This is a genomic window from Paraburkholderia sp. BL9I2N2 (genome assembly GCF_004339745.1).
Lineage (GTDB): Bacteria > Pseudomonadota > Gammaproteobacteria > Burkholderiales > Burkholderiaceae > Paraburkholderia.
The window spans coordinates 523,219-541,388 of the sequence record NZ_SMGP01000001.1 but is presented as its reverse complement, the minus strand read 5'-3'; the positions used below and the strand labels follow the sequence as shown (position 1 = coordinate 541,388).

General features: G+C 63.4%; 17 protein-coding genes. 1 reads left to right on the top strand and 16 read right to left on the bottom strand.

The window, feature by feature from the left end; translation table 11 throughout:
- Positions 1–7 precede the first annotated feature (7 nt).
- Both B0G74_RS02500 and B0G74_RS02495 read right to left on the bottom strand, forming a co-directional pair.
- Entirely contained in the window at positions 8–820 is an 813-nt protein-coding gene (locus B0G74_RS02500; RefSeq protein WP_132373514.1) for an enoyl-CoA hydratase, read from the bottom strand.
- 66 nt (positions 821–886) lie between these two features.
- On the bottom strand, positions 887–1,810 hold the full coding sequence (locus tag B0G74_RS02495) for a histone deacetylase family protein (protein WP_132373513.1): 924 nt from the start codon (positions 1,808–1,810) through the stop codon (positions 887–889).
- A gap of 295 nt (positions 1,811–2,105) precedes the next feature.
- Here B0G74_RS02495 and mltB point away from each other — a divergent pair, with 295 nt between their 5' ends.
- Complete coding sequence (gene mltB, locus B0G74_RS02490; RefSeq protein ID WP_132373512.1) at positions 2,106–3,257, top strand: lytic murein transglycosylase B; 1,152 nt, start codon at positions 2,106–2,108, stop codon at positions 3,255–3,257.
- Between the two features lie 108 nt (positions 3,258–3,365).
- Here mltB and cysM read toward each other — a convergent pair whose 3' ends face one another.
- From cysM to pheA, 14 genes are all read right to left on the bottom strand, one after another.
- Positions 3,366–4,268 (bottom strand): cysteine synthase CysM, encoded by a 903-nt coding sequence (cysM, locus tag B0G74_RS02485; protein WP_106283257.1) that lies wholly within the window; start codon positions 4,266–4,268, stop codon positions 3,366–3,368.
- A gap of 274 nt (positions 4,269–4,542) precedes the next feature.
- Entirely contained in the window at positions 4,543–4,908 is a 366-nt protein-coding gene (locus B0G74_RS02480; protein ID WP_132373511.1) for a helix-hairpin-helix domain-containing protein, read from the bottom strand.
- A gap of 77 nt (positions 4,909–4,985) precedes the next feature.
- The gene (gene rfaD / locus B0G74_RS02475; RefSeq protein WP_106283259.1) at positions 4,986–5,978 is read right to left on the bottom strand and encodes an ADP-glyceromanno-heptose 6-epimerase; all 993 of its coding nucleotides are present in this window, start codon (positions 5,976–5,978) and stop codon (positions 4,986–4,988) included.
- A 141-nt stretch (positions 5,979–6,119) separates the two neighbouring features.
- Positions 6,120–7,127: a D-glycero-beta-D-manno-heptose-7-phosphate kinase gene (gene rfaE1, locus B0G74_RS02470; RefSeq protein ID WP_132373510.1), complete on the bottom strand. Its 1,008-nt coding sequence runs from the start codon at positions 7,125–7,127 to the stop codon at positions 6,120–6,122.
- Positions 7,093–8,496 carry a UDP-glucose/GDP-mannose dehydrogenase family protein gene (locus B0G74_RS02465; protein WP_132373509.1) on the bottom strand — a complete coding sequence of 468 codons (1,404 nt, stop codon included), beginning with the start codon at positions 8,494–8,496 and terminating at the stop codon, positions 7,093–7,095. The genes rfaE1 and B0G74_RS02465 overlap by 35 nt, the downstream gene beginning before the upstream one ends.
- A 147-nt stretch (positions 8,497–8,643) precedes the next feature.
- Positions 8,644–9,819: a lipopolysaccharide assembly protein LapB gene (gene lapB / locus B0G74_RS02460; protein ID WP_106313802.1), complete on the bottom strand. Its 1,176-nt coding sequence runs from the start codon at positions 9,817–9,819 to the stop codon at positions 8,644–8,646.
- Between the two features lie 67 nt (positions 9,820–9,886).
- Positions 9,887–10,180 (bottom strand): LapA family protein, encoded by a 294-nt coding sequence (locus B0G74_RS02455; protein WP_095418546.1) that lies wholly within the window; start codon positions 10,178–10,180, stop codon positions 9,887–9,889.
- 380 nt (positions 10,181–10,560) lie between these two features.
- The gene (locus tag B0G74_RS02450) at positions 10,561–10,884 is read right to left on the bottom strand and encodes an integration host factor subunit beta (RefSeq protein WP_012433973.1); all 324 of its coding nucleotides are present in this window, start codon (positions 10,882–10,884) and stop codon (positions 10,561–10,563) included.
- Between the two features lie 21 nt (positions 10,885–10,905).
- Entirely contained in the window at positions 10,906–12,639 is a 1,734-nt protein-coding gene (gene rpsA / locus B0G74_RS02445) for a 30S ribosomal protein S1 (RefSeq protein WP_091800091.1), read from the bottom strand.
- Positions 12,640–12,803: 164 nt separating this feature from the next.
- Entirely contained in the window at positions 12,804–13,490 is a 687-nt protein-coding gene (gene cmk, locus B0G74_RS02440; protein ID WP_132373508.1) for a (d)CMP kinase, read from the bottom strand.
- A 35-nt stretch (positions 13,491–13,525) separates the two neighbouring features.
- Positions 13,526–14,830, bottom strand: coding sequence for a 3-phosphoshikimate 1-carboxyvinyltransferase (aroA, locus tag B0G74_RS02435; RefSeq protein WP_132373507.1), 1,305 nt, complete (start codon positions 14,828–14,830; stop codon positions 13,526–13,528).
- Between the two features lie 19 nt (positions 14,831–14,849).
- Positions 14,850–15,791 carry a prephenate dehydrogenase/arogenate dehydrogenase family protein gene (locus tag B0G74_RS02430; RefSeq protein WP_132373506.1) on the bottom strand — a complete coding sequence of 314 codons (942 nt, stop codon included), beginning with the start codon at positions 15,789–15,791 and terminating at the stop codon, positions 14,850–14,852.
- 52 nt (positions 15,792–15,843) lie between these two features.
- The gene (gene hisC, locus B0G74_RS02425; protein WP_132373505.1) at positions 15,844–16,956 is read right to left on the bottom strand and encodes a histidinol-phosphate transaminase; all 1,113 of its coding nucleotides are present in this window, start codon (positions 16,954–16,956) and stop codon (positions 15,844–15,846) included.
- A gap of 79 nt (positions 16,957–17,035) precedes the next feature.
- Positions 17,036–18,118 (bottom strand): prephenate dehydratase, encoded by a 1,083-nt coding sequence (pheA, locus tag B0G74_RS02420; protein WP_012433979.1) that lies wholly within the window; start codon positions 18,116–18,118, stop codon positions 17,036–17,038.
- Positions 18,119–18,170: the final 52 nt, after the last annotated feature.

Here is an 18,170-nt window from a genome sequence, read left to right as displayed (position 1 = left end):
CGCGCGACTAGCTCGCGTCACGCTTCCAGTCGGGCGGCCGTTTGTCGATGAAAGCCTGCACGCCTTCGAGCGCTGACTCGTCCATCATATTGCAGGCCATGGTCTGGCCGGCGAGCTGATAAGCCGCTTCGATACCCATCTCCAACTGACGATAGAAGAGGCCTTTGCCGGCGCTCACGGCTTCGACGGGTTTCGCGCAAATGCCGGTGGCGAGCCGCGCGATTTCCGGGTCGAGCGCATCTGCCGGGACCACGCGGTTCACGAGACCTTGCTGCTTCGCCTCGGCGGCATCGATGAAATCGCCGGTGAGCAGCATTTCAAGCGCCGCTTTGCGCGACAGGTTGCGCGACAGCGGCACGGAGGGTGTCGCGCAGAAGAGGCCGAGGTTCACACCCGAGACGGCAAACCGCGCCGTGTCGGCGGCGACAGCCAGATCGCACATCGCGACGAGTTGACAGCCGGCCGCCGTCGCGATGCCCTGCACGCGCGCGATCACGGGTTGCGGCAAGCGCTGGATCGTCATCATGAGCTTCGTGCAGCGGGCGAACAGCGCCTGGTAATACGCCAAGGAAGGCGCCGCGCGCATTTCCTTCAGATCGTGTCCCGCGCAGAACGCCCGACCCGCGCCGGCGATCACCACCACACGCGCGTCCGACCGCCCGATTTCGCTCAATGCGGTCTGCAGGTCGTCGAGCAAGGCTTCGGAGAGCGCGTTGAAGGCGTCGGGCCGGTTCATCGTCAAACGCACGACGCCCGGCACCCCGTACGCGCCGTGTTCGATTTCGACCAGTGAAACGTTGTTGCGCGCATCGGCGTTCATGGCTCGCTCCTAATGCGTTTTGAGTGGATGGCGCCGCGCGCGGCACCGGCGCAGCGGTTTAGCGGCTCAGATCCCGGCCAGCGAACGCACGTGGGCGACCACGCTGCGCCCCAACGCGGACAGGTTGTAGCCGCCTTCGAGGCAACTGACTATCCGTCCATGCGCATAACGCTTCGCGATCTCGCGCATCTGATCGGTGATCCAGGCGTAATCGTCTTCGACGAGGCCCATGTTGCCGAGGTCGTCCTCGCGATGCGCGTCGAAACCGGCCGAGATGAACAGCATCTCCGGCTTGAAATCATGCAGGCGCGGCAGCCACAGCAGGTCTACCGCCTCGCGCACCGCCATGCCTTTCGAGCGCGCCGGCATCGGCACGTTGCACATGTTGGGCGCCTGGTTGTCGGCGCCCGTGAACGGATAGAACGGATGCTGGAAGATGCTGCACATCAGCACGCGCGAGTCGCCCGAGAAAGCCGCTTCGGTGCCGTTGCCGTGATGCACGTCGAAGTCGATGATCGCGACGCGCTGCAAGCCGTGCACTTCGAGCGCATGACGCGCGGCGATCGCGACGTTGTTGAAGAAACAAAAGCCCATGGCGCGCGCCGGCTCCGCATGGTGGCCGGGCGGGCGCACGCTGCAGAAGGCATTGTCGTAGCGGCCTTCGATCACCGCATCGGTCGCGGCAACCGCGGCGCCCGCCGCGCGCAATGCGGCCTGCAAGGTGTGCGGGTTCATCGTCGTATCGGGATCGATTTCGGCCATGCCTTCAGCCGGCGAGCGGCTGCGGATGTAATCGACGTGAGCTTGCGTATGCACGCGCAGCAGCGCGGCATCGTCGGCGAGTGGCGGCGACTCGCGCTCGATCAGCGAGTCGATGCGGCTCGCGATCAACTGATCTTCGATTGCCTGCAGACGCGCGGGGCATTCGGGATGCCATTGCCCCATATCGTGCAGCAGACAGTCGGCGTGGGAATAGAAGCCTGTTGCCATGATTCTCTTTCTGCGGCGTCACGCCTTCGAAGCGCGCGCGGCATGTCTCCTTCCAGGGACGCGCGCCCTCGGCGCGCCAACATGCATCAAGTTACCACACGATGCGGCTGTCACGCGTCAGGCACAGTTTTGCGCAGAGGCGTCGGGTATACTGCCCCGATCGGTTTTTCCCCGTCTTTCCCTTGTCTCCTGCGCCACGCGCCTTTAGCTAACTATGACCGTCAAGCTTGCTCTGTCTGCACGAAACCGGCTACGTACCAGAACCATGGCCGCCGCACTATCCGTCGCATCGTGCATGTTCATGGCAACCAGTCCGGCGATCGCGCAAAGCGCCGGCAAGAAACCGCCGGTGCTGCTCGCGCAAGGCCAACCGCAACCCGCGGTGCCGCAAGGGCAAACGTTTGAAGAAGAGATCATCCCGCAGCGCTACGCGAACAATGCCGATGTCAATGCGTTCATCAACGACATGGTCGCGCGCTACGACTTCGACGAATCCGCGCTGCACTCACTCTTTACCGGCGTGAGCTATTCGGCGACCGCAGTCAAGCTCGTGACGCCGTCGCCTTCGCCGTCGGTCAAGAACTGGCGCGTGTATCAGTCGCGTTTCCTTGACCAGGTCCGCATCAATGCCGGCGCGCGCTTCTGGCGCGCGAACCAGGCCACGCTGCAACGCGCCTATGAAGAGTTCGGCGTGCCGCCGGAAGTGATCGTCGGCATCATCGGCGTGGAGACGATTTATGGCCGCTTCATGGGCAACTTCCGCGTGCTCGACGCGCTGACCACGCTCAGCTTCGACTATCCGAACACCGCCAATCGCGCGGATCGCCAGGCGACTTTCCGCAAGAATCTCGAAGACTATTTGGTGTGGACGCGCGACTCGCAGATCGATCCGACCACGGTGCTCGGCTCGTACACCGGCGCGATCGGCATTCCGCAGTTTCTGCCGAGCAGCATCGTCCAATACGCGGTGAGCTACGACGGCAACAAACAGATCGACCTGCGCACGAGCCAGGCGGACGCGATCGGCAGCGTGGCGAATTACCTGCGTCAGAACGGTTGGGAAAACGGCCGGCCGGTGGTGTGGAAGATCGGCTCGGACGCCGGCAGCCTGGGCGTCGCGCAAGCAGCCGCCGACGGCCAGCCGGAGCCACACTGGCCGCTCAGTCAGTTGCTGCGCGCCGGGTTGCTGCTGAACGAACCGGACGTCGATATCGCGTCGGAGGCCGGCACGCCGGTGACGGTGGTGGATCTGCCCTCACCGGGACGTGGCACCGAGTTCATGCTGGGCTTGAAGAACTTCTACGTGCTGACGCGCTATAACCGCAGTTTCTTCTACGCGCTCGCGGTGTATCAGTTGGGCCAGCGGGTCAAGGCGCAGATGGAAGCCGGCGACGCCACGAACAACGCCGTCAACAACGCGGCGCCGCCGGTTGCGGCTTCGCAATAGTCGGCCATGCGGGCGCCGAGTGCGCCTCACGAGCCGACAAAATGAAAAAGCGCCGGTTTTGAACCGGCGCTTTTTCGTTGGCGAGCGACACTCTGAGCGACGACGCGTTTATGCGGGAAACACACCGGTCGACAGATAGCGGTCGCCGCGATCGCAGACGATGAACACGATCGTCGCGTTCTCGACCTGCCGCGCGACGCGCAGCGCCACTTCGCAGGCGCCGCCCGACGAGATGCCGGCAAAAATCCCTTCCACCGACGCCATGCGGCGCGCCATCGCTTCCGCGGCGGCCTGGCTCACGTTCTCGACACGGTCGACGCGGCTGCGATCGAAAATCTTCGGCAGATACGCTTCCGGCCATTTGCGGATGCCCGGAATACGCGACCCTTCTTCAGGTTGCGCGCCGATGATCTCGATAGCCTGATTCTGTTCTTTCAGATAAGTGGACACGCCCATGATCGTGCCGGTCGTGCCCATCGACGACACGAAGTGGGTAATGCGCCCTTCGGTGTCGCGCCAGATTTCCGGGCCCGTGCCCTCGACGTGCGAGGCCGGATTGTCGGGATTGGCAAACTGATCGAGGATGATGCCCTTGCCTTCGCGCTGCATCTGCTCGGCGAGATCGCGTGCGTACTCCATGCCGCCCGTGACCGGCGTGAGCACGATCTGCGCGCCGTACGCGGCCATGCTCTGACGGCGTTCCACCGACAGATCTTCCGGCATGATCAGGACCATTTTGTAGCCACGGACCGCTGCCGCCATGGCGAGCGCAATACCCGTGTTGCCGCTGGTCGATTCGATCAGCGTGTCGCCGGGTTTGATGCGGCCACGCGCTTCCGCTTTCTTGATCATCGACAACGCCGGGCGATCCTTCACCGAGCCCGCCGGGTTATTGCCTTCGAGCTTCGCAAGGATCACGTTATTGCGGCTGCGGATCTCGTCGTCGGGGAGCCGGACGAGTTGTACGAGCGGCGTATTGCCGATCGTGTCTTCAATCGTTTTGTAAGCCATATCGGTTCTGGTGCTGTCGATGCGCGGAGTCTTCAATCCATCGATTCTAAACCACCGTGCCCGCGGCTGCCGCGCGGCCCTTCTGCCCGCATGGATGCAGGCGCCCCGTCAGCGAGCGCCCGCAGCGCAAAAAGCCCGCGGCTGAGAACCGCGGGAGCCAGTCATCTGCATGACAGCTGAAGGAGTGTTGCTGCCAACTCCGACCATGAAGGGGAACCACGGGGACGGACTCCGCGAGCGGGTCACGAGGCCCGCACGCAAAGTCCGCGTAAGGCTATTTCTTCACTGCCACCGTGGCGCTGTTCTTTGGCGTGCCGGCCGGAACGGCCGCGCCTTTGGTCTGTGCAGACGCCGCAGCCTGCGGGTTAGCAGCCGCGCCAGCCGGACCGACAGCGAGACCCTCCGCCTGCAGGCGCTCGACAGTATGCCCGCCCATGCCTTTGACGCGCTTGCCGAGGTCGGCCGGGTCCTTGAACGGACCATGCGCTGCACGCTCGTCGAGAATGGCTTTCGCTTTGGCAGGACCGATGCCCTTGATGCCGCGCAGCGCATCCTCATTGGCCGTGTTGACGTCGACCGCCGCATAAGCGTGGCCGAAAGCGGCCAGCATGGCCGCGGTAACCAGAATTTTTCGAAACATATGGAATCTCCCTCGTACAACCGGTTGGCGACCATCACCAACCGGGAGATTCCAGTTTAAAGAGGGATCCGAAAGATTTACACCTGGCCGAATAGCCAACGCACGTAACGATCGACACCTTCCTGAACGCTCAGGAACGGCGCGTCGTAGCCGGCTGCGCGCAGCTTCGACTGATCCGCTTGCGTGAAGCACTGGTACTTGCCGCGCAACGCATCGGGAAACGGAATGTATTCGATCAACCCGCGCTGCACCTGATCCGCGAGCGACAGCGCCGGTTCGTTGTTCAGCGAGCGCAGCGTGTTGACCACCGTGCTGGCGATGTCGTTGAACGGTTGCGCGCGGCCGCTGCCCAGATTGAAGATGCCCGACTTGTCCGGATTGTCGAAGAAGAACAGGTTGACCTTCACCACGTCTTCCACGGAGACGAAGTCGCGCGTCTGCTCGCCCGCGGCGTAGCCGTTGTATTCGCCGAACAGCTTGACCTTGCCCTCGGCGCGGAACTGGTTGAAGTTGTGAAACGCCACCGACGCCATGCGCGCCTTATGCGTTTCGCGCGGCCCGTAGACATTGAAATAACGGAAGCCGGCAATCTGGCTCTTCGCAGTGGGCAGCACGCGGCGAATCACCTGATCGAACAGGAACTTCGAGTAGCCGTACACGTTGAGCGGCTGCTCGACCTCGCGCTCTTCGACGAAACGGCTCGAGCCGCCATACGTTGCCGCCGACGACGCGTACAGGAACTGGATGTTCTGCGCGAGGCACACATCGAGCACGTCGCGGCTATAGCGGAAATTGTTGTCCATCATGTAGCGGCCGTCGGTTTCCATCGTGTCCGAACAGGCGCCTTCGTGGAAAATCGCGCGCACCTTGCCGAAGTCGCCGCGCTTGAAGCGTTCGACGAATTCGGTCTTGTCGAGGTAGTCGTCGATCTCGCAGTCGACGAGATTCTTGAACTTGTCGGCACGCGTGAGGTTGTCCACGGCGATGATGCGTTGTTCACCGCGCTCGTTGAGCGCCTTCACGAGATTGCTGCCGATAAAACCGGCCGCGCCGGTGACGATGAGGGTCATGATGAGCCTGCGGTAAAGAGCTTTGCATGGGATCGGAGCGAGTGCTCTGCACTAGCTCCAATCGACAGGTCCAGTTGACGCCCCGCGAATCCCTTTTACGCGCCACTCACGGGCGCACAGCGAGGAATCCGGCGGGCCGCGTCAATGAAAAAGTTCGTCGTAGTCGACAGTGGCGGTGCCGAGTTTGCCGACCACGATGCCGGCCGCGCGATTCGCGAGCCCGACCGCCTCGATCAGCGTGAGACCCGCGCCGAGCATGGCGGCGAGCGTGGCGATCACGGTGTCGCCCGCGCCCGAGACATCATACACTTCGCGCGCGACAGCCGAAGCGTGCAGGATGCCGTCGTCCGTGAAGAGCGTCATGCCCTCTTCCGAACGCGTCAGCAGCAGCGCCTTGAACTGCAGATCGGTGCGCAGTTTCGTCACGCGCGCGAGCAGATCTTCTTCCGATTTCCACTGACCGACCACCTCGCGCAACTCGGCGCGGTTCGGCGTAATCAGCGTGGCGCCCTGATAGCGTTCCCAGTCGTCGCCCTTCGGATCGACCAGCACCGGCTTGCCCGCGGCATTCGCCTTCGAGATCATTTGCGTGACGTGGGTCAGGCCGCCCTTCGCGTAGTCGGACATCAGAATCACGTCGTGCGACGGCAGCAGTTCGTCGAATCGGGCGAGACCCGCGAGCAGCACTTCGTGCGCCGGCGAGTTTTCGAAGTCGACGCGCAGCAACTGTTGCTGGCGCGACAGCACGCGCAGCTTGATCGTGGTGAGCAGCGCCGGATCGCGCTCGAGATGCGGCTTCACGCCGCTTTCGCCGAGCAGCTGCACGATGCGCTCGCCGGGTTCGTCATGGCCCACCACGCACAGCAAGCCGGCTTGCGCGCCGAGCGCGACCGCGTTGCGCGCGACGTTCGCCGCGCCGCCGAGACGGTCTTCCTGACGCTGCACGTGCACCACCGGCACCGGCGCTTCCGGCGAAATGCGGTTCACGTCGCCGAACCAGTAACGATCGAGCATGACGTCGCCCACCACCAGCACGCGCGCCGCGCCAAGCTGTTCGCGCGGCACGACGGTGAGCGGCGCTGCGGGCGTGGACGGCGCGGCGCCGGGCACGGTCTCAGGCAACGGCCGGAAGTTCAGAGGGTTGGGCATAGGGGCGTCCAATCGAGTGGTAGTCGATGCCGAGTTCGGTCATCGCGTCCGGTTCATACAGGTTGCGGCCGTCGAAAATCAACGGCGACTTCAGCACCGATTTCAGATGAACGAAATCCGGACTCTTGAATTCTTTCCATTCCGTCACGATCACGAGGGCGTCGGCGCCGGTGAGCGTTTCGTCCTGCGTGCTCGTGAAGCTCAGACGCGCGAACTGATCCGGTGCGTCATGCAGGTCGATGGCGAACACGCGGCGCGCTTCGGTCACCGCGACCGGATCGTAAGCGCGCACGTGGGCGCCCCGCGCCAGCAGTTCCGCGATCAGGCGACGGCTCGGCGCCTCGCGCATATCGTCGGTGTTGGGCTTGAATGCGAGGCCCCACACGGCGAACGTGCGGCCGCTCAGATCGTCGCCGAGTTTGTCCGTGATCTTGTGCACCAGCACGTCTTTCTGCTTGTGGTTCACTTCCTCGACCGCTTCGAGGATGCGCAGATTGTGGCCGCTCTCGCTGGCCGTGCGGATCAGCGCCTGCACGTCCTTCGGGAAGCACGAGCCGCCGTAGCCGCAGCCGGCGTACAGGAAGTGATAGCCGATCCGCGGATCCGAGCCGATGCCGCGGCGCACCGCTTCGATATCCGCGCCGACGCGGTCCGCCAGATTCGACATCTCGTTCATGAACGAGATGCGCGTGGCGAGCATGGCATTGGCCGCGTATTTCGTGAATTCGGCCGAGCGCACGTCCATGTACAAAGTGCGTTCGTGATTGCGGTTGAACGGCGCGTACAGACGCTTCATCAATTCGCGCGCGCGCATGCCGGGTTCGTCTTCGTCGATGCCGATCACGATGCGGTCGGGACGCATGAAGTCGTCGACCGCCGCGCCTTCCTTCAGGAACTCGGGATTGGACACCACCGAGAAGCGATGCTGCGCGCTGGCGGCGAGCCCGCGTTTAGCCAGTTCTTCTTCGACCACCGTGCGTACGCGCTGCGCGGTGCCGACCGGCACTGTCGACTTGTCGACGATCACCTTGAAGCCGTTCATCGTGCGGCCGATGTTGCGCGCCGCTTCGAGCACGTATTGCAGATCCGCCGAGCCGTCTTCGTCAGGCGGCGTGCCGACGGCGATGAACTGCACGTCGCCGTGCGCGACGCTGGCTTCGACATCCGTGGAAAACGTGATGCGGCGCGCCGCGCGCGTGCGGGCGATCATCTCCTGCAAACCGGGCTCGTGAATGGGCACGCCGCCGTTGTTGAGGATTTCGATCTTGCGCGGATCGACGTCGAGACAGAAAACATCGTGACCGATCTCGGCGAGACACGCGCCAGTGACAAGACCCACATAGCCCGTGCCGATAATGGTGATTTTCATACGCTTTCCGGTAGAGGGTTCCGGTGATGATTCCCGGCGATGAAGCCGGTCAGAAACACGTTGCGAAATCCGCCCGCGCTGGGGCGGTTGCCACACGCCGGGCGGCGGCGCGACCGCGCAGCCGAAGCCGCCGCGGCCATCAAAGCGTCAGTTCGACGCGGTGATCGGCTCGACGCGACGCGGCGCATAGGTTTCCCAACCGCTGCAACCCGGGCACTGCCAGTAGAAAAGCCGCGCCCTGAAACCGCAATTCTGGCACGTATACCGTGGCAGATTTTTGGTGCGCTGACGGATCAGCGTGCGCATCAGTTCGAGTTCGCTGCGTCGCGGTTCTTCCGCGACGGCTTCCTGCGCCTCGAGCAACCGTGTCATGCCCGCCAGATTCGGCGACTTCTGCATTTGCGAGCGCGCCAGCGCATGGGCGGCGTCAGGTCCGCGCAGCGATGCGACGTGCTGATAGGCAACATCGAGCAGATCGTTGGTCGGATAGCGGTCCACCCACGTGGTGAGCAGATCGGCGCCGTCCTGCGGGCGGCCGAGCGCCTCGTAGGCCTTCATCAGCTTTTCCGCGACCAGCGGCAGATAGGCCGGATTCTGCTCCTCCACGCGCCGCCATTGCGCGATGGCAGCTTCCTGCGCGCCGCCGGCCGCGTCGACGTCGCCGAACAGGATCGTGGCGCGCACGTTGGTTGGGTTCGCCTTCAGCGCGAAGCCGAGCTGGCGGCGGGCTTCGTCCGGCTTCTTCTGTTGTAGCGCTTCCTGCGCGAGTTCGCAGTGGAACTGCGCAATTTCCTTGTCGAGCGACTCCGCGCCCATCGTTTCCAGATGACGCGCGGTATCGATGGACTTGACCCAGTCCTTCTCGATTTCGTAGATGGTGAGGAGCGCGCGTTGCGCGCCCAGCGCGTAGTCGCCGGTTTCGAGCGAGCGGAACGTTTCTTCCGCGCGATCGAGCAGACCCGCCTTCAGGAAGTCTTGCCCCAACTCGTAAAGCGCGTGATCGCGCTCGCTGACCGGCAGGTCGGCGCGGCTCAACAGATTCTGATGCACGCGAATCGCGCGATCCGTTTCACCGCGGCGACGGAACAGATTGCCCAGCGCGAAGTGCAACTCGACCGTTTCCGGATCGAGCTTGACCACTTCGATGAAGGCATCGATAGCCTGGTCCGGCTGCTCGTTGAGCAGGAAGTTCAGGCCGCGAAAATACGAACGCGGCAAGTTGGCGCTTTCGGACAGCAGCGTTTTGAGGTCGTAGCGCGCAGCCATCCAGCCGAACGCGAAAGCGACGGGTATGACAAGCAGCCACCAGAAGTCTAGATCCATGCGATTAATGCAAATGTGCGGGAAGCGAAGACGGAAAGCCGCGCTCACGATGCGCGGCGGAAGAAATTCAGATCAACGGCGGCATGGGCGGTTGTTCGACCACGACCGGGGTTTCGCGCGCCACCCGCAACTCGCGCTTGAGCCGGCCATTTTCCATGCGCAAGCGCAGCATGGCCGGCATCGACGAAACCAGCCCGGCCAGCAGCCCCACCACGAAGAACGCGAGGCCGATCAGGATCAACGGCGCCGACCATGCGTAGCCGGCGAGGAAATTCAGCGTAGCAGGTTGTGTATTGGAGAGCGCCAGCACCAGCAGCAGCACGAACACCAGCACACGGATCAGCCAGACGATAAATTTCATGAATAGGTCTCTTGACGGCAGTTGCGGGGTGACGCCGGCTTGATGACGCGTCGCGCCACGGTGTTGCCCGCGCCGAAGTGACCCGTATTGTAATTGAAGCCCTCGCGGCTGGGCAGGAACTGGCGGATTGCGGGCTTACGCGGTTTTATCTTGCCGCAGGTGGGTAGGCGGGTGCGTGGGTCAGTTTGTCTGGGTTCGCCGGTCGTGCTCACAGGCTGTGCCTGTGGGCCACGCGTCAGGCCAGGCGAACGTCGCGGCGCAAAAACGCCAAACGTACAGACGAAAAAAAAGCGCCCGAAGGCGCTTTTTCTGGTCTTTTGCCGACTGGCTTTGGCCGCTGACGCTACCAATGCCACGCTGCAAATAGCGCAGCGAAGCATTTACAGGTCGTCATCCGGCTCTTCGGCCTTCAACGGCTCACCCGCGCGACGATCTACCCGCTCGCGCAATTCCTTGCCCGGCTTGAAGTGCGGTACGTACTTCTCAGGTACCAGCACCTTCTCGCCCGACTTGGGATTACGTCCGACGCGGGAGGGACGGCGGTTAAGGCCGAAGCTGCCGAAGCCGCGAATTTCGATGCGATGACCGTTGGCAAGTGCCTCCGACATCGCATCAAGCATCGTCTTCACCGCGAAATCCGCATCTTTAAGGACAAGTTGCGGAAATCGCGCAGCCAGCTGGGCGACCAATTCCGATTTGGTCATACTGCAGCAGACCTCTCAGGCTTACTGGTTCTGGCCGTCGAGCTTGGCCTTCAACAGCGCGCCGAGGTTCGTCGTGCCGGTGGCAGCCGAGCTCGAGTCCGACGAAGCCAGGCCGCGAATCGCTTCCTGTTGCTCAGCCGAATCCTTGGCCTTGATCGACAGGTTGATACCACGCGACTTGCGATCGATGTTGATGATCATCGCGTTGACCTTGTCGCCGTCCTTCAGCACGTTGCGAGCATCTTCCACGCGGTCTTGTGCGATTTCCGAAGCGCGCAGGTAGCCTTCGACTTCTGCCGACAGCTGAACCACAGCACCCTTCGCGTCCACCGACTTGACCACGCCGTCGACGATCGAACCCTTGTCGTTCATGGCAACGAAGTTGCTGAACGGGTCGCCTTCGAGCTGCTTGATGCCCAGCGAAATGCGTTCCTTCTCGACGTCGATGCCGAGAACGATCGCTTCCACTTCGTCGCCCTTCTTGTACTTGCGAACTGCTTCTTCGCCCGTTTCGCTCCACGACAGGTCCGACAGGTGAACCAGACCGTCGATGCCGCCCGGCAGACCGATGAAGACGCCGAAGTCGGTGATCGACTTGATTGCGCCTTGCAGCTTGTCGCCCTTCTTGAAGTTGCGGCTGAAGTCGTCCCACGGGTTCGGCTTGCATTGCTTCATGCCGAGGCTGATACGGCGGCGGTCTTCGTCGATTTCGAGAACCATGACTTCGACTTCGTCACCCAGTTGCACAACCTTCGACGGTGCAACGTTCTTGTTCGTCCAGTCCATTTCCGACACGTGAACCAGGCCTTCGATACCCGATTCGACTTCGACGAATGCGCCGTAGTCGGTGATGTTGGTGACTTTACCGAACAGGCGCGTGCCCGACGGGTAACGGCGCGAAATGCCTTCCCACGGATCGTCGCCCAGTTGCTTGATGCCCAGCGAAACGCGGTTCTTCTCTTGATCGAACTTGAGGATCTTCGCGGTGACTTCCTGGCCAACCGACAGCACTTCGCTCGGGTGACGCACACGACGCCATGCGATGTCGGTGATGTGCAGCAGGCCGTCGATACCGCCGAGGTCCACGAACGCGCCGTAATCCGTGATGTTCTTCACCACGCCTTCCACGATCGCGCCTTCCTTCAGCGTTTCGAGCAGCTTTGCGCGCTCTTCGCCTTGGGTCGCTTCGATCACGGCACGACGCGACAGCACGACGTTGTTACGCTTGCGGTCGAGCTTGATGACGCGGAATTCCAGCGTCTTGCCTTCGTACGGGGTCGTGTCCTTGACCGGACGCGTGTCGACCAGCGAACCCGGCAGGAATGCGCGGATGCCGTTGACCATGACGGTCATGCCGCCCTTGACCTTGCCCGTGATCGTGCCGGTCACGAGTTCGTTGTTGTCGAGAGCCTTTTCCAGCGACAGCCACGAAGCCAGACGCTTCGCCTTGTCGCGCGACAGGATCGTGTCGCCATAGCCGTTTTCCAGCGCGTCGATCGCGACGGAAACGAAGTCGCCCGCCTGCACTTCTACCTCGCCCGCGTCGTTCAGGAACTCTTCGAGCGGGATGTAGGCTTCGGACTTGAGACCAGCGTTGACGACCACGAAGTTGTGGTCAACACGCACGACTTCGGCGGAGATCACTTCGCCGGCGCGCATGTCTTGCTTGGTCAGCGACTCTTCGAACAGAGCCGCAAAAGATTCGGTATTCGGGGTAGAGGTTTGCAGGTCGGACATAAAAATCAAAATTTGCATGGTTCTCGCGGTGCCCGGCTGGCCGGACGGTCAGCAACAACGGCCAAGAATGCGAATGCCACACGGGGTTAAAGGGTTAACACAACGCTTCGCGACAATCGCGAAGCACCTACTGACAACGGACTTCTACTGCGCCCACACCTGAAGCACAACTCGTACTTTCATCAGGCATGCGGGACTAAAGCTTCATACCACTGCACCACTTGCTCGACCGCCTGGTCGACCGACAAGGCGGAGGTATCAAGCAGCTTTGCATCCGCTGCGGGCTTGAGTGGCGCGGCTGCGCGCTGACTGTCACGCTCATCGCGCTCACGCAAATCCCGGAGCAAGTCATCTATATTAGCAGAAAATCCTTTTTGGATCAATTGCTTATGCCGGCGCGCCGCGCGGGCCTCGACGCTGGCGGTCATGAACACCTTCAGCACGGCGTCCTGGAAGATCACGGTGCCCATATCGCGGCCGTCCGCAACCAGTCCCGGTTCCTTACGAAAAGCCCGCTGACGCGCCACCAGCGCGGTGCGCACCGGCGCATGCACGGCGATCGCCGAGGCACGGGCGCCGACTTCCTCGGCGCGGATCTCCGCGGAAACGTCGACGCCGTCGAGCTGCGCCAGCCCCTCGCGAAACGTGATGTGCAGATCGTCGATCAGTTTTGCAAGGGCGTCGGCGTCGGCCGCCTCGATGTTGTAGCGCAGGCTGGCAAGCGCGGCGAGACGGTACAGCGCGCCGCTATCCAGCAAGTGGAAGCCGAGGCTCGCGGCAACCAGCGCGGCCACGGTGCCTTTGCCGGAGGCACTCGGGCCGTCGATCGTAATGACGGGCGTCTGGTGAAAGGGACGGGTCGGTTTCATCGAAAAAGTCGCACGTCAGTCGATTCGGGGTCGAATCAGGGTTGGGCGAGCGCGGTAAAGCGCTCGAAATAATCGGGAAACGTCTTGCCGACGCACTTCGGGTCGTTGATGCGCACCGGCACGCCGCCGAGACTCACCAGCGAAAAGCACATGGCCATGCGGTGATCGTCGTAGGTGTCGATGGCGGCGTTCGGAATCAGCTTTTCAGGCGGTTCGATGACGAGGAAATCCTCGCCTTCCTGCACCTTGGCGCCGACCTTGCGCAGCTCCGTCGCCATCGCGGCGAGCCGGTCGGTTTCCTTCACGCGCCAGCTGGCGATATTGCGCAGCGTGGTCGCGCCGTCCGCGAACAACGCCGCGACGGCGATCGTCATCGCGGCATCGGGAATCAGGTTGCAGTCCATGTCGATCGGCTCGAGCTTGCCGCTGTCGTGGCCGACGCCGCGCACTTCGATCCAGTCGTCGCCCATCTGCAGGTTCGCGCCCATCTTGATGAGCGCATCGGCAAAGCCGACATCGCCCTGGATGCTGGCCCGGCCGACACCCTCCACCTTCAGCGGCCCGCCGCCGAGCGCGCCGGCCGCGAGGAAATACGAAGCGGACGACGCGTCGCCCTCCACCATGATCGTGCCCGGCGACTGATACCGCTGCCCAGCCGGCACGACGAACTGATGCCAGCCGTTGCGTTCAACGTTGATGCCGAAGCGCTCCATCAACTTGATGGTGATCTCGATGTACGGCTTCGAGATCAATTCGCCATCCACCTGCACCGTGCTCACACCGCTCTCGGTGCGCAACAGTGGCAGCGTCATGAGCAGCGACGTGAGGAACTGGCTCGACACATCGCCGCGCACGGTAATCGGCGCGTCGGCGTTGATCTGCCCCGGACGAATCCGCAGCGGCGGATAGCCTTCGTTCTCTTCGTAGTCGACCTTGGCGCCGAGCTGGCGCAGGCCGTCGACCAGATCGCCGATCGGCCGCTCGTGCATGCGCGGCACGCCGTGAATGCGGTAGTCGCCGCCATTGACCGCCAGCGCCGCCGTCAGCGGACGCACCGCCGTGCCGGCGTTGCCGAGAAACAGATCGGCCGTGCGCGCCGTGAACGCGCCGCGCGTGCCGGTCACGACGCAGGTGTCGCCGTCGCGCTTCAGACGCACGCCGAGCTTTTCGAGCGCGTCGAGCATCACGCGGGTGTCGTCGGAGTCGAGCAGGTTCGTGATCGTCGTTTCGCCTTCGGCGAGCGCCGCGAGCAGCAACACCCGGTTCGAAATGCTCTTCGAGCCAGGCAGACGAACCGTGCCGGACGCGCGGGAAAACGGTCCGAGATCGAGGAATTCCATGATTGAGTCCAGTTTCCGGTTATTTCGACGCGTCACTATTGGCGACGCCGGCCGCGCGCTGTTCCTGCCATTCCGTGCGCGCCACGCGCGAGCGCGCGAATACGGCTTCGAGGGCGGCGCCGTCAGCGGCTTCGATGGCCACGCGCAAGCGCGCGAGCACTGCCGTGTAGGCGTCGAGTTCGTCGAGCAGCGCGACGCGATTGGCGACGCACACGTCGCGCCACATTTCCGGGCTCGACGCGGCGATCCGCGTGAAGTCGCGGAAACCGCCCGCCGCGAAGGAGAATTTCAGCGCGGCGTCGGGCGAATTCAGAATCTGCTCGACCAGCGCGAACGAGAGCACGTGCGGCAAATGACTGACCGAGGCGAACACGCGGTCGTGCTGCTCGGGCGCCATGTTGCGCACGAGTGCACCGGTGGCGCGCCACATCGCCGCGACGCGCTCCACGTCCGCCGGCGCATTTTCAGGCAGCGGACACAGCACGACATTGCGGCCGACATACAGGTCGGGCAAGGCTGCTTCCACGCCGCTCGCCTCGCGGCCGGCAATCGGATGGCCCGGCACGAACTGGCCGATGCGCGCGCCAAGCGCCGCGCGGGCGGCGGCGACCACGTCCGACTTGGTGCTGCCGGCGTCGGTGACGATCGTGGCGTCTTCGAGAAACGGCGCGATGCGCTCAAGCAGCGGCCGCGTCTGCGCGACGGGCGCGGCCAGCAGCACGAAGTCGGCGCCGGATAGCGCTTCACGCAGCGAGGCGTCGTCGTTCAACGCCGCCGAGCCGTCGATCACACCCAGTTCCAGAGCGCGCTCAGTCGACGCGGACGAACGCCCCACACCGATCACTTTGCGCGCGCCCTCGGTCTCGCCCCGCTCGCGCAACGCGCGCGCGAGCGATCCGCCGATCAGGCCGACACCGAAAATTACCAGCTTGTTAAAAGAAAACGCGGCCACGTCGGTCACAGAAAAAGCGCGCCTTTCATGCCGACGAGGCGCGCGGGTCAAGGATTACCGCTTACGCGGTGGCGAGCGTCTTTTCGAGCGCCGCGATGAATGCTTCGTTTTCTTCCGGCAGGCCGATCGTGATGCGCAGCCATTGCGGCAAACCGTAGTTGCCGACCGGACGCACGATCACGCCCTGCTTCAACAATTCGAGGTTGACGCGGTTGCCAGCCGCGTCGTCGTTGCCGACACGCACCAGCACGAAATTGCCATCCGACGGCACATACTCCAGACCGAGCTTGTCGAACGCTTCGGTCAAACGGCGATAGCCCTGCGCGTTCAACGCCGCGCTCTTTTCCAGAAACGCCTTGTCGTTCAGCGCAGCGATCGCCGCGGCTTGCGCGAGCGTGTTCACATTGAACGGCTGACGCAAGCGATTCAGCAAATCGGTCAGCTCAGGTTGCGCGATCGCGAAACCCACGCGCAATCCGGCGAGGCCGAAGGCCTTCGAGAACGTGCGCGACACTAGCAGGTTCGGGTAGCGGCGCACCCACGCGATCGAGTCATAGCGCTTCTCTGCCGGCAGATATTCCGTATACGCCTCGTCGAGCACGACGGCCACGTTGCGCGGCACCTTGTCGAGAAACGCTTCGAGCTTCGGGCCTTCGATGAACGTGCCCGTCGGGTTATTCGGATTGGCGACGAAAATCAGGCGCGTATCGTCGGTGATGGCCGCGAGCATCGCGTCGAGGTCGTGACCGTATTTGACAGCCGGCACGACGATGGCGCGCGCGCCCAGGCCTTGCGTGGCCAACGCGTAAACCGCGAACGAGTACTGTGCATAGACGATCGACTGGCCCTTTTCCACAAACGCATGCGCGGCGATTTCGAGGATGTCGTTGCTGCCGTTGCCGAGCGTGACCCAGTCGGCCGGCACGCCGTAGCGCTCGCTCAGCGCCGCCTTCAACTCGAACGCATTCGCGTCCGGGTAGCGGCCCAGTTCGCTCGCGGCCTGCGCCATGGCGCGCTGCGCCGACTCCGGCATGCCGAGGGGATTCTCGTTCGATGCGAGTTTCACGATGGTCGCTTCGTCCAGACCGAATTCGCGGGCCACTTCCGAAATCGGTTTGCCAGCGATGTAAGGCGCAATGGCGCGCACGTAGGAAGGACCGAAAGACGCTGTCATGAGAATCTCCGAACGACTATGAGTAATTGAATGCGCGGCGGCCGCAGCGTGGATACCATGGGCCGCCGCTTGACTGTCATCAACGGGCGCGCGGATACGAGCCCAGAATCTTCAGAAACGCTGCCTTCTCGCCGAGTTCGGTGAGCGCGGCAGCGACCGCCGGATCGTCGCGATGGCCTTCGACGTCGATGTAGAAGTAGTACTCCCACGTGCCGACGCGCGCCGGACGCGATTCGAAGCGGGTCATGGACACGCTGTGCCGCGCCAGCGGCTCCAGCAGCTTGACCATCGCGCCCGGTTCGTTCACGACCGACACGATCAGCGACGTCTGGTCATAACCGCTCGGGCCGGCCGGCTGCTTGCCGATCATCACGAAGCGCGTGCGGTTATGCGGATCGTCCTGGATCAGCGCGTACGCCACTTGCAAGCCATAATGGGTCGCCGCGCGATCGCCAGCGATCGCCGCCACGGTCGGATCTTCAGCGGCCATGCGTGCCGCTTCGGCATTGCTCGACACCGCCTGGCGCTCGAGATGCGGCGCGTTGGTCGACAGCCAGCGCTGGCACTGGGCGAGCGCCTGCGCATGCGCGCACACGCGCGTCACGCCCGTGAGGCCACCGTTCAGCGTCAACAGATTGTGGTGGATCGGCAAAGCCAGTTCGCCGCCAATCGTGAGTTGCGTTTGCAGCAGCAGATCGAGCGTGCGCGACACCGCGCCTTCGGTCGAATTCTCGACCGGCACGACGCCGAATTCGGCGGCGCCGGCCTCGACTGACCGAAAGACTTCGTCAATCGACGGACACGGCAGGCCTTCGATCGACTGACCGAAGTACTCATGCATCGCCTGTTCGCTGTAGGTGCCGACCGGGCCGAGATACGCGGCCTTGATGGTCTTCTCGAGCGCGCGGCTCGCGGCCATGATCTCGCGCCAGATCGCGCTGATATGCTCGCTCGCGAGCGGCCCCTCGCTCATGTCCTGCAGACGCGCGATCACCTGCTGCTCACGCTCGGGCCGGAACACCGGCGCGTTGAAATGCTTCTTGACCTCGCCCACTTCGAGCGCCACCGCGGCGCGCTGGTTGAGAAGCGCGATCAACTGCGCGTCGAGTGCGTCGATGCGTTCGCGAAGGGGTTTGAGTCGGGTATTGAGTTCGTCGTCCATACGTGAAAACGGCCCTGCCGGTAGCTGCTGCAAAAATGCGTGCTGGAAAGGA

What these genes read in the sequence shown, in the direction of transcription:
- B0G74_RS02500 (WP_132373514.1), bottom strand. Translation starts at nt 820, where the DNA reads ATGAACGCCGATGCGCGCAACAACGTTTCACTGGTCGAAATCGAACAC.
- B0G74_RS02495 (WP_132373513.1), bottom strand. Translation starts at nt 1,810, where the DNA reads ATGGCAACAGGCTTCTATTCCCACGCCGACTGTCTGCTGCACGATATG.
- mltB (WP_132373512.1), top strand. Translation starts at nt 2,106, where the DNA reads ATGTTCATGGCAACCAGTCCGGCGATCGCGCAAAGCGCCGGCAAGAAA.
- cysM (WP_106283257.1), bottom strand. Translation starts at nt 4,268, where the DNA reads ATGGCTTACAAAACGATTGAAGACACGATCGGCAATACGCCGCTCGTA.
- B0G74_RS02480 (WP_132373511.1), bottom strand. Translation starts at nt 4,908, where the DNA reads ATGTTTCGAAAAATTCTGGTTACCGCGGCCATGCTGGCCGCTTTCGGC.
- rfaD (WP_106283259.1), bottom strand. Translation starts at nt 5,978, where the DNA reads ATGACCCTCATCGTCACCGGCGCGGCCGGTTTTATCGGCAGCAATCTC.
- rfaE1 (WP_132373510.1), bottom strand. Translation starts at nt 7,127, where the DNA reads ATGCCCAACCCTCTGAACTTCCGGCCGTTGCCTGAGACCGTGCCCGGC.
- B0G74_RS02465 (WP_132373509.1), bottom strand. Translation starts at nt 8,496, where the DNA reads ATGAAAATCACCATTATCGGCACGGGCTATGTGGGTCTTGTCACTGGC.
- lapB (WP_106313802.1), bottom strand. Translation starts at nt 9,819, where the DNA reads ATGGATCTAGACTTCTGGTGGCTGCTTGTCATACCCGTCGCTTTCGCG.
- B0G74_RS02455 (WP_095418546.1), bottom strand. Translation starts at nt 10,180, where the DNA reads ATGAAATTTATCGTCTGGCTGATCCGTGTGCTGGTGTTCGTGCTGCTG.
- B0G74_RS02450 (WP_012433973.1), bottom strand. Translation starts at nt 10,884, where the DNA reads ATGACCAAATCGGAATTGGTCGCCCAGCTGGCTGCGCGATTTCCGCAA.
- rpsA (WP_091800091.1), bottom strand. Translation starts at nt 12,639, where the DNA reads ATGCAAATTTTGATTTTTATGTCCGACCTGCAAACCTCTACCCCGAAT.
- cmk (WP_132373508.1), bottom strand. Translation starts at nt 13,490, where the DNA reads ATGAAACCGACCCGTCCCTTTCACCAGACGCCCGTCATTACGATCGAC.
- aroA (WP_132373507.1), bottom strand. Translation starts at nt 14,830, where the DNA reads ATGGAATTCCTCGATCTCGGACCGTTTTCCCGCGCGTCCGGCACGGTT.
- hisC (WP_132373505.1), bottom strand. Translation starts at nt 16,956, where the DNA reads ATGACAGCGTCTTTCGGTCCTTCCTACGTGCGCGCCATTGCGCCTTAC.
- pheA (WP_012433979.1), bottom strand. Translation starts at nt 18,118, where the DNA reads ATGGACGACGAACTCAATACCCGACTCAAACCCCTTCGCGAACGCATC.